Here is an 11,547-nt window from a genome sequence, read left to right on the forward strand (position 1 = left end):
TGTGGACAGAACGAGCGAGCGCAATGTCAGACTAGGAGTAAATATGACCGATTTGCTGTATTGATCGGTCGAGTTTCGTCGAGTCGCCGCGAGGGTTGTCCACAGGCTGGGAGTGCGCGGTGGCTGCAGTCGGGCAACCCGGCCAGAATTTGGGCATGAGGGAGGGGGGAACCGGGCTTCGCCCGACGGGTGCGGCCGATGCGACCGACAAGCGGGAGGCAGCGGTGAGGACAGCGACACTGGGACCGGCGGAGCGTGCCGAGTCACTCGCATCCATGGCCGAGCGTGAGCTGGACATCCTGGTGGTGGGCGGCGGTGTGGTGGGTGCCGGCACCGCGCTCGACGCCGTGACCCGTGGTCTGTCCACGGGACTGGTCGAAGCGCGTGACTGGGCTTCGGGCACCTCCAGCCGGTCCAGCAAACTGATCCACGGCGGGCTGCGCTATCTGGAGATGCTCGACTTCGCCCTCGTGAGGGAGGCGTTGAAGGAGCGTGGCCTGCTGCTGGAGAAACTCGCTCCGCACCTGGTGAAGCCGGTGCCGTTCCTCTACCCGTTGCAGCACAGGGGCTGGGAGCGGCTGTACGCCGGGGCGGGCGTCGCGCTCTACGACACCATGTCGATGGCCCCCGGGCACGGACGCGGGCTGCCCGTGCACCGGCATCTGAGCCGCCGTCACGCACTGCGGGTGGCCCCGTGTTTGAAGAAGGGCGCCCTGGTCGGGGCGTTGCAGTACTACGACGCCCAGATGGACGACGCCCGGTTCGTGGCGACCCTGGTGCGCACCGCGGCGGCGTACGGCGCGCGAGTCGCCAACCGTGCCCGGGTGACCGGGTTCCTGCGCGAGGGCGAACGGGTCGTCGGTGCCCGGGTGCGGGACGCCGAGGGCGGCGGGGAGTACGAGATCCGCGCCAAGCAGGTCGTCAACGCCACCGGAGTGTGGACCGACGACACCCAGGCGATGGTGGGTGAGCGGGGACAGTTCCACGTACGGGCCTCCAAGGGCATCCACCTGGTCGTCCCCAAGGACCGCATCCACTCCACGACCGGGCTCATCCTGCGCACGGAGAAGTCCGTACTGTTCGTCATCCCGTGGGGTCGGCACTGGATCGTCGGGACCACGGACACCGGCTGGGACCTCGACAAGGCACACCCGGCAGCGTCCAGCGCGGACATCGACTATCTGCTCGAGCATGTGAACTCGGTGCTCGCGGTCCCGCTCACCAGGGACGACGTCCAGGGCGTGTACGCCGGCCTCCGGCCTCTGCTCGCAGGGGAGTCCGACGCCACCAGCAAGCTGTCGCGGGAGCACACCGTGGCGCATCCCGTCCCCGGACTCGTCGTGGTCGCGGGCGGCAAGTACACGACGTACCGGGTGATGGCCAAGGACGCGGTGGACGAGGCCGTGCACGGCCTCGACGCACGCGTCGCCGCCTGCGTCACCGAGGACACACCGCTGGTGGGCGCCGAGGGGTACCGGGCGTTGTGGAACGCGCGGGCGCGGATTGCCGCGCGCACCGGACTGCACGTGGTCCGGGTCGAGCACCTGCTGAACCGGTACGGGACGCTGGCGGAGGAGCTCCTGGAACTGGTCGCCCAGGACCCCTCGCTGGGCGAACCGCTGCAGGCGGCCGACGACTATCTGCGCGCCGAGATCACCTACGCCGCCTCCCACGAGGGGGCGCGCCACCTGGACGACGTGCTGACCCGGCGCACCCGCATATCGATCGAGACGTTCGACCGGGGTACGCGCAGCGCACGGGAGGCCGCCGAGCTGATGGCGCCGGTGCTGGGCTGGGACAAGGACCGGATCGAGCGCGAGGTGCGGCACTACGAGAAGCGGGTGGAGGCCGAACGGGAGTCGCAGCGCCAGCCGGATGACCTGACGGCGGACGCGGCACGGCTGGGAGCGCCGGACATCGTTCCGATGTAGGCCGGCGCGAGACAGGGCGTTTCCGCTCGCCTTTCACTCGAACGAGTGTCGTGAACTGGGATCTCTGTCCGGAACCCGGGCGTTTTATCAGGTGCGAGGGCAGAACTCGGCCGCGAGGACTGCGGGTACGAGACCGGGGTCCGCTATCGCGTCCGTGTTCACCCGGAGGGTGAGGACATGCCCGCCGTCGGCGGTGGTTGCGGTGCGCACGTAACTGCCGGAGATGTGTCCGTCGTGCCCCCACACGGTGGTGCCGCACGGAAGCTTCACGGGGAACAGGCCCATGCCGTACGAGCCGTGTGCGGCACGGGTGTCGAGCATCTCGCGCAGTTGGCGCGGGGGCAGCAGTTCGCCGCCGAGCAGACTCGCGTAGAAGCGGTTCAGGTCGGTGAGCGTGGTCACCAACTCGCCCGCGGCGCCGGCCACCCGCGGGTCGAGTTCGGTGACGTCGGTTCCGCCGGCGGCGTAGGCGCGGCCGTGCGGAGAGGGCAGAGAGGTGCGGGAGCCGGGAAAGGAGGTGCCCGTCAGACCCAGGGGGGAGATGATGCGCCGCTCGGCCTCGGTGGCGTACGAGTGGCCGGTGACGTGTTCGACGACCAGACCGAGCAGGACGTAGTTGGTGTTCGAGTAGGCGAAGCGGCCTGGGTCGGCCGGAGAGTGGGTGAGTGCGATACGCAGTGCCTGACGCGGAGTGACGGGGATGGTGCCACCGGTGTCCTTGGCGAAGTCGTACAGGCCGCTGGTGTGGCTGAGCAGGGAACGCAGGGTCAGCGCGCGGCCGTCGTTGCCCGCTCCTCGCACCAGTCCCGGGAGATGTTTCTCCACGGTGTCGGAGAGCGACAGGCGGTGCTCGTCCGCCAGTTGCAGGACGACCGTCGCGATGAACGTCTTCGTGACGCTGCCGGCGCGGAAGTGGTCGGCCCGGGTGATGCCCTCGCCGGCGGAGGCGTAACGCGGGCCGGTCCTCTCCAGGGCAAGGAGGGCCGCCGCCGGGGCTCCACCCTGTGTGACCAGCAGCGGGAGGAGCGTGTCCGCCGGCGGGACCGGCAGAGTCGAGGAGGCGGTCGGGGTCAGGGCGAGCGAAGCCACGGACACAGCGATGGCCAGTAGCGTCCGAGGCGGCGGCATCCCGGTTCCTCTCTCGTCGGAGGGACATCATGCAAGGCCGCGGAACATGTCCTTCACCCGGGTTCCGGGTGCGCCGGGCATGAGGCGTCGCCAGGGGCACCCTGGGCGTGGAGCACTTGTCGGGTGAGGGACAATGAAGGCTCTGTCAGGGCGGGTTGCATGAGGGGACGCATGTCGGAGCCGGAGCGGGCGGGGACACCCCGTCAGGACGAGAGCGCACGTCTCCTCGCCGGGCGGTACCGGCTGGGAGATGTGCTCGGCCGCGGTGGCATGGGGACGGTGTGGCGAGCCGTGGACGAGACCCTGGGCCGGACGGTCGCCGTCAAGGAACTCCGGTTCCCGTCGAACATCGACGAGGAGGAGAAGCGGCGGCTGATCACACGGACGCTGCGCGAGGCCAAGGCGATCGCGCGGATCCGCAACAACAACGCCGTGACGGTCTTCGACGTGGTCCAGGAGGACGACCGGCCCTGGATCGTGATGGAGCTCGTCGAGGGCAAGTCGCTCGCCGAAGCCATCCGGGAGGACGGCCTGTTGGAGCCCCGGCGCGCCGCCGAGGTCGGGCTCGCGGTGCTCGACGTGCTGCGCTCCGCGCACCGAGAGGGCATTCTGCACCGGGACGTGAAGCCGTCGAACGTGCTGATCGCCGAGGACGGCCGGGTCGTGCTCACCGACTTCGGCATCGCCCAGGTCGAGGGCGACCCGTCCATCACCTCGACCGGCATGCTCGTCGGGGCCCCCTCCTACATCTCCCCGGAGCGGGCCCGCGGGCACAAGCCGGGGCCGGCGGCGGACCTCTGGTCGCTCGGCGGGCTGCTGTACGCGGCGGTGGAGGGTGCGCCGCCGTACGACAAGGGGTCCGCGATCGCGACGCTCACGGCGGTGATGACCGAGCCGCTCGAGGAGCCCAGGAACGCGGGACCGCTCAAGGACGTCATCTACGGGCTGCTCAACAAGGACCCTGCCCAGCGGCTCGACGACACCCGCGCGCGGACCATGCTGAGCGCGGTGATCCACGCACCCGGGGGCAAGCGGAGCGACCCGGAACCGGCGGACGCGACGAAGGTCGTGCCGCTGCCCGACCAGCCCGATGGGCGTGCCGGTGGCGGAAGCAGGCGGGGGGAGGAGGCCGGGGAGCGGCTGCGCGGTGCGATGCGTTCCGTGCGGAAAGCGGCGGTGGCCGCCGGCTCGGCCGGTGCCGCGGCGGCGACACGCGCCAAGTCCGGCAGTGGCGTCGGCAGTTCGGCGGTCGGTACGGCCTCCGCGGCCACGGCGTCCGGTGCGGCGGCCGGAGCCCGGACCGATGGGCGGCCGGCTGTGGGGTCCCCCTTGGGTTCCGGGCCGGCCTCGGTCTCGACACCGGGTTCGACCCGTGGCTCCGGTGCGGGCTCGGGCCCGACGCCGCACCCGGCACCCGGCAGGGCGTCGAACCAGGCTCCTGGCGGGCGGAGTTCGGGGTGGCCCGTGATGACGCCGCCGGATCTCCCGGCGAGGTCCGCGCCGAAGGCGTCGCTCACCGACGTGGTGCCGCGGCGGACGCTGGTCGTCATCGCGGTGGTCGTGGTGCTCGCCGTGCTCGGTACCGTGCTGGCCATCGTGCTCAGCAGTGATGGCGACGAGAACGGCGCGGGGGCGAAGGGCGGCGGCACGGACAAGGTGGCCGCCAGTCAGGCACCCAGCGCCGACACCAAGAACGCCGAGGGCACCGAGGCCGAGGCCGACACCGAGAACGCCGGGGACGGTACCGGTACCGACGGTGCGGCGAACGAGTCGGTGGACTCGGGGACCGGCACGGGAGGAGAGCCGGAATCCGGCGACGCCGGTTCGGAGGAGAGCGAGGCCGACGACCCGGCCGGGGGCGGCGACGGCGCCTCGGCGGTGAAGGCGACGCACAACGGGAGCCAGGGGTACTCGATCGGCCTGCCCGAGGGCTGGAAGTACCAGTCGGCGGACAGGGCCGGGGACCGCTTCACCGGGCCCGACGGACAGAGGCTGCTCGTCGCCTGGACCTCCACGCCGAAGGGCGACCCGGTGGCCGACTGGAAGAACCAGGAACGCGGCATGGTGCGTCCGCAGTACAAGAGGATCCGCATAGAGGCGGTGGACTACCGGGGGTGGAACACCGCCGACTGGGAGTTCACCTACGTGGACGGGGGGACGAAGTACCGGACCATCGACCGGGGATTCGTCGTCGACGGCCGGTACGGGTACGCGCTGATGTACTCGGCGAAGGCCGCCGACTGGGACGGTGAGCAGCGCAAGGAGACGTGGCAGGTGTTGACGCAGTCCTTTGAACCCAAGTCCTGAGCATGGGTGACCGCTCGATTGGGGAGTGAGATGTGGCATCCCCTCTCTGCGGGTTGCCTCCGGCACGTATCGTGAGTGTTCGCAGACCGTACGCAGCCGGAACGGGCTGCTGGGCGAGCGGAACTGACCGACCGTAATGCCGGGGGAGGCACAGTGGACGAATACGCGGGACGAGTTCTCGCCGATCGCTACCGCCTGCCGCTGCCTCCCTCCGACGAGTACGAACTGACCGAGACCCGCGCCTTCGACACCTACAGCGGGCAGGAAGTCCTGGTCAGGCAGGTGCCGTTGCCGGAAGTCGTCGAGGCCGAGGTGCTCGACGCGGAGGGGCTGCCCGACGGTTTCACGGCGCGCGACGGAAGCGTCCGGCGGGCCGCCGGACGTACCGGCGACCGCGCGGGTGCACGACGGCCCACCGACCCCGTGGCGCGGCGCGCGGTCGAGGCCGCGCAGGCCGCGGCGGCCATCCCCGACCATCCGCGGCTGGACCAGGTCTTCGACGTGTTCGCGGAGGGCGGTTCCCTGTGGATCGTCAGCGAACTGGTGTCCGCCCGACCACTGGCGGCGCTGCTGGCCGAGCAGCCGCTGACTCCGTACCGGGCGGCCGAGGTCGCCTCGGACGTCCTGATGGCGGTGCGGGTCCTGCACGCCCATGGCTGGGTGCACCGGAACATCACCCCGCGCACGGTGCTGGTCTGTGACGACGGCCGGGTGATGCTCACCGGTCTCGCCGTCGGCGCGGCGGAGGAGGCGCTGTGCGGGTACGACCCGGTACCTGCTGAGGATTCCCTCGTGGCGCACACTCCCGCCTCGGGTCCTCCCGTTCCGGGTACGGCGGTCCCAGGTGCCGTCGTTCCGAATGCCGCGGTGCCGGGGGCGGGAGCGACCGGGGAGCTGGGACCGGTGGCGCCCACGGGTACGGGCATGGGCACGGGCGCTTCGGCTCCGCAGCGCACTCCGTCGTGGCCCCCCGGCTTCACGGCGGACCCGGACCCAGACGCCGCGCGGCGGGCCGCCATCGAGGCGCGGGCCGGCCGGTTGCCCGGTGGCGGGACGGCGAGCCCGGCCAACGGCGCCTCCGCCGCGGGGGCCCCACAGCCCGTCGACAGCGCCGGAGACGTCAGGGCCGCACGCGCGGGGGCGATCGCCGCGTACCGGGCGGGCGCCCGTGCCGCCGCCCGGGTGCAGGAGGCACAGCAGACAGGCCGGACCGCCCTGCCCGGCGCCGGGCAGAGCGGCGGGACCGGTGCGGTTCCGCCGGGGCGGATAGCCGACCCCTACGGCGTGGGAACCACCGGCAGGCCCGGCACCGCCCCCCGCGGCGGACCCGACGCCGCGTTGCCGCCCGGCGGTTCCACGTCAGCATCCGCGCTCAGTCCCGCGACCGGCGCGGCGGACTCGGGAGGCTTCGCCCCGTCCGGCGGAGCCGTCCCGCCCGCCCGCTGGGACGATCCGGCGGCCCACACACCCGCGCGCCGGGCCCCCACCACCGCGCTGGCCGCCGAGCGGGCACGACAGGCGCGGATGGCCGTCGTCGGCCCCGTGACGGAGCGGTGGGCACCGGAGCAGGCCGGGCCCGTGCACGAGAACTGGCAGCTGGCCGCGCCCATCGGCCCCGCGACCGATCTGTGGGCGCTGGGCGCGCTCCTGTTCCGGGCCGTGCAGGGCCACGCGCCCTACCCGGAGGAGTCGACGGCCGAACTGGTGCAGATGGTGTGCGCCGAACCCCCGGCGTTCGCCGAGGAGTGCGGGCCGCTCAGGCCGGTCGTGGAGTCGCTGCTGCGTCAGGATCCCACCGAGCGGCTGGATTTCGAGGAGCTGAGCGGCTGGCTGCGTTCACTGGTGCGGTCGGCGCCCGAGCCGGAGGCCGGCGTACACGTCATAGCGGCACCGCCGGTCGACACCAGCCGGCTGCCCGTCGTGCGGCGCCGGGGCGAGCTGGTGCGCAGACGCCGCGCCGCACTGCCCGCGCACCACGGGCGGCACAAGCGGGCCAAACAGGAGTCGGGGTCCCCGCGCCGGCTGGGCCGCACCCTGCTCCTGCTGGTGCTGTTCGCCATGGCCGCGGCGATCGCGTACGCCGTCCTGTTCATGCCGAAGGCCGGAGAGGAGACCGGGGGCGCGGGTACGGCCGACCGCACCGGCGCCACCGGAGAGGTCGGTGAGGTGTCCCCGTCGAGGGAGGCCGGCGGAGCGCCGGGCGCCGACGACTCCTCGACGAAGCCGGACGACCCGAAGAACCCGGAGGGCGGCGCCGAGGAGTCGGCCGCGTCCAACGAGACGCAGACCACCGGCCCCGACGCCGCCGAGGGCTTCACCCTGCGCGAGGACCCGGAGGGCTTCCGGGTCGCCGTCGCCGAGGGCTGGCAGCGCACCGGGAAGAACGGCAGTGGCCAGGTCGTCTACTCCAGCGGCGACTTCGAGCTGATCGTCGTGCCGGGCCGGGACAGTGCCTCGCAGTACGGCGACGACCCGATGGCCTATCAGCGGGACGACGAGCGTGAGCTCCAGCCGTACCGCGATTCCAGCTGGGCCACGTCCACCGGGCTGAAGACCATCGAGGTGGGCGGACGGACCATGGCCGAGGGACAGTTCACGTGGACCGGCGGCGACGGGGGCGAGCTGTACGTCCGTAACCTCGCGGCGCTGATCGACGGCCGGTACCACGTCGTGCAGGTACGTGGCCCGGAGGGCGAACGGGACGAGGTGGGCCGGCTGTTCGAGCAGGCGTCGACGACGTACCGGTTCACCGGCTGACCGGGAAAGCGGCGAGGAGGCGGCAAGGAGGCGCCCGAGGGCCGTACGCCTCTGCAGGCGCTTCGGTTGCCTCCCGTCCCGCACGGCGACAACCATCACAGTGCGGTCTCCATGGCCCCCCTTCGGTTCCCAGGGCCGACCCGGGTACCTACCCTGACGTTGTCAAGACCATTGCGGGGCAAGGTGAATGAGATACAGGGTCGGCTCGTCGCGGGCCGCTACCGGCTGGGCGAAGCCATCGGCAGCGGTGGCATGGGCCGGGTGTGGCGCGCGCATGACGAGGTGCTGCACCGATCCGTCGCGGTCAAGGAGCTGACCGCCGCTCTCTACGTAGCCGAGAGCGAGCAGGCCACGCTGCTGGCGCGCACCCGCGCCGAGGCGCGTGCGGCGGCACGGATCAACCACTCCGCGGTCGTCACGGTGCACGACGTACTGGAGCACGACGGCCGTCCGTGGATCGTCATGGAGCTGGTCGAGGGCCACTCGCTCGCCGACGCCGTCAAGGAGCGGGAGCGTGTCGAGCCCCGCGAGACGGCACGGATCGGTCTGTGGGTGCTGCGCGCCCTGCGGGCCGCGCACGCCGCCGGTGTGGTGCACCGCGACGTCAAGCCCGGCAATGTGCTCCTCGGCGACGACGGACGCGTGCTGCTCACCGACTTCGGCATCGCGCAGATAGAGGGTGACACGGCGATCACCCGGACCGGAGAGGTCGTCGGCTCGGTCGACTATCTCGCACCCGAGCGCATCCGCGGCCAGGATCCCGGCCCCTCCTCCGACCTCTGGGCGCTCGGCGCCACGTTGTACACGGCGGTGGAGGGCAGATCGCCGTTCCGCCGGACGTCCCCGCTGACCACCATGCAGGCGGTCGTCGAGGAGGAGGCCGGTGAGCCGCGGTACGCCGGCCCGCTCGCGCCCGTCATCAGCGCACTCCTGCGCAAGGATCCGGCCATGCGGCCCGACGCGGCGGCGACCGAGCAGATGCTCGCCGAGGCGGCGGAGGGGCGTCGGCCGAACTCGGCGCAGACGTACGTGCCGACGCGGGCCGTCGGCGCACCCGCACCCGTGCCCACCTCCGCGCCCGCCCCCGCCCCCGCCCCCGTGCCGACGGCGTCGCCGTCGGCGTACGGGCCCGAGGCGGGTGTGGGTGCCACGGCGGTTCAGCCGCCTTCCGCAGCAGTGGCCGCCGGGCCCCGGCGGCACGGACGCCCGCGCCTGATCGCCCTGGTCGTGGTCCTGGCCGCACTCGTCGGCGGGAGCGCCGCGGTGCTGCTGCACGAGGGCGAGGGCAACGCACAGGGCGGTGGCGGTACTTCGGCGGCGCCTTTCGACACGACCACGCCCACGCCCGACGCGACCGGTGGTACGGGCGACGACACCGAGCAGACGGACGGCCTGCCGGAGGGGTGGGTGCGCCGCACCGATCCCTTCGGCTTCAGCATCGTCCTGCCCGGCGAGGACTGGGAGCGGGTCGTCTTCGACGAGGAGACCCGCCAGGTCGACTACACGCCCGACGGCGGCAAGCACTTCATCCGTATCGCCGCCGACGACTCCCCCGACTTCGACGACCCGTACGAGCACCTGAGAGACCTGGACCAGCAGATAGGACAGCGGCTGGTCGACTACCGGCAGGTGGGTCTGGAGCGCCGCGTCTACCGCGACCGCAAGAGCGCGCGACTCGAGTACTCCTGGACCGCGCTGCCCAAGGACACGGAGTTCCCGGGGCCGTACCGGGCCGTCGACCAGATGTACCTCTCGCGCGACGGGGTCGAGTACGCGCTCTACATGGCGGCCCCGGCCGAGGACTGGGCCACGACGAGCAAGCAGTTCGAAACGATCCTGCAGGGGTGGCGCGAACCTCGGTAGCCGGGCGCGCTTGGCCGAATAGGCCTACCGGAGGGAACACATCCGGTGGGGCATGATGGGCCCATGGGGACCGAGGGGGAGCCCGGAACCGGGGCGGCGCGGAACAACACCCGCGTCATAGCGGGCCGTTACCGGCTGGAGGAGAGACTCGGCCGCGGTGGCATGAGCGTGGTGTGGCGGGCGACCGACCAATTACTCGGGCGTGACGTCGCCGTCAAGGAACTCCCCCTCGACGAGACGCTCTCCGCGGCGGAGGCCCGGCGGCAGCGGGACCGTACGCTCCGTGAGGCACGCGCGCTCGCCCAGTTGAGCCACCCGCACATCATCATCGTCCATGATGTCGTCGAGGACGACGAACGTCCTTACATCGTCCTGGAGTTGATCGACGGCGGATCGCTGGCCGACCGTATCGCCACGCGGGGCCCGGTCGACGCCGCGGAGGCCGCGCGCATCGGCATCGACCTGCTCGGCGCGCTCCGTGGTGCCCACGCGGCGGGTGTCCTGCACCGCGACCTCAAACCCGCGAACGTGCTGCTGGAGCGTGGCACCGACCGGGTCGTCCTCACCGACTTCGGGATCGCCCAGGTGGCGGGGGCCACCACGCTCACCGAGTCCGGTTCCTTCGTGGGCTCGCCCGAGTACACCGCCCCCGAGCGGATGTCCGGGGCCAGGACCGGCCCCGAGTCCGACCTGTGGTCGCTCGGCGCCCTGCTGTGCACGGTGCTCAGCGGTGAGTCGCCCTTCCGCCGGGACTCGATCGGCGGGGTCGTGCACGCGGTCGTGACCGATGAGATACGGCCACCCGCGCAGGCCGGGCCGATCCTGCCCGTCGTACGGGGCCTGCTGGAGCGCGACCCCGACCGACGGCTGGACGCGGACCGGGCCGAGAGAATGCTGCGGGCCTTCCGCGAGACGGGCCGCACACCGGAGTACCCGCCGCTCGGATACACCGTGACGACGGAGGCCGAAGGGCGGGCGGCCGGCAGGGCAGGGGCGGCTGGAGGAGGCGGGGCCGGGAGAGGAGCGCTCCAGGGAGGGGCCGCCGGCGGAGGGGCCGGGCGGGGGCGCCCGGCCTACGGCCTCGCCGGGGAACGCCCGGCCCGGCAGCCCACGCGGAGCGTGCTCGTGGCCGCGCTGGCCGTCGCCGCGATGGCGGGCGCCGGGGTGTCCGCGGCGGCACTGCTCCTGGACCATGACGGTGACGGGGGCGGAGGCGGAGGCGGAGGCGGCGGTACGCCGTCCAGCACGGGACCGCGGACACCCGCGAGCCAGTCTCCCGAACCCCGGCCGTCCGGTACACCACGCCCGTCCCGCACGGGCCGCCCGTCGGCCACGGTGTCTCCCACAGCGGTGTCTCCCACAGCGGTGTCTCCCACGACCGTCCCCACGGCTCCCGGCGCGTCCGTCACGGCCGGTGCGCCGTCCGATACACCGCCCGATACGCCGTCCGACGCGACGTCACCGGCCGCATAGCGGCGTAAAAAGGAGATAAGCCGCAGGCAGGGTCACGGGTCTGTGACCGGACGGTGTTCGAAGTGGCTCCGTGAGGGGTCGGCGCGAT

General features: G+C 72.5%; 6 protein-coding genes. 5 read left to right on the forward strand and 1 reads right to left on the reverse strand.

Annotation, left to right across the window (positions count from 1 at the left end; translation table 11 throughout):
• Positions 1 to 224: 224 nt before the first annotated feature.
• Positions 225 to 1,931, forward strand: coding sequence for a glycerol-3-phosphate dehydrogenase/oxidase (locus tag ACVW19_RS20555; RefSeq protein WP_457460776.1), 1,707 nt, complete (start codon positions 225 to 227; stop codon positions 1,929 to 1,931).
• A gap of 87 nt (positions 1,932 to 2,018) precedes the next feature.
• Here ACVW19_RS20555 and ACVW19_RS20560 read toward each other — a convergent pair whose 3' ends face one another.
• A complete protein-coding gene (locus ACVW19_RS20560) occupies positions 2,019 to 3,059 on the reverse strand; it encodes a serine hydrolase domain-containing protein (RefSeq protein WP_457460777.1) in 1,041 nt (346 codons plus the stop codon).
• 171 nt (positions 3,060 to 3,230) lie between these two features.
• On the opposite strand from ACVW19_RS20560, the gene ACVW19_RS20565 reads away from it, so the two are divergent.
• The 4 genes from ACVW19_RS20565 (at position 3,231) to ACVW19_RS20580 (ending at position 11,459) form a co-directional block, all read left to right on the forward strand.
• Positions 3,231 to 5,366, forward strand: coding sequence for a protein kinase domain-containing protein (locus ACVW19_RS20565; protein ID WP_457460778.1), 2,136 nt, complete (start codon positions 3,231 to 3,233; stop codon positions 5,364 to 5,366).
• A gap of 153 nt (positions 5,367 to 5,519) precedes the next feature.
• A complete protein-coding gene (locus ACVW19_RS20570; RefSeq protein ID WP_457460779.1) occupies positions 5,520 to 8,123 on the forward strand; it encodes a protein kinase in 2,604 nt (867 codons plus the stop codon).
• Between the two features lie 192 nt (positions 8,124 to 8,315).
• Positions 8,316 to 9,986, forward strand: coding sequence for a serine/threonine-protein kinase (locus ACVW19_RS20575; RefSeq protein ID WP_457464697.1), 1,671 nt, complete (start codon positions 8,316 to 8,318; stop codon positions 9,984 to 9,986).
• 63 nt (positions 9,987 to 10,049) lie between these two features.
• Complete coding sequence (locus ACVW19_RS20580) at positions 10,050 to 11,459, forward strand: protein kinase domain-containing protein (RefSeq protein WP_457460780.1); 1,410 nt, start codon at positions 10,050 to 10,052, stop codon at positions 11,457 to 11,459.
• The last annotated feature ends 88 nt before the right edge of the window (positions 11,460 to 11,547 follow it).

The sequence above is a fragment of the Streptomyces sp. TE5632 genome (genome assembly GCF_054061295.1).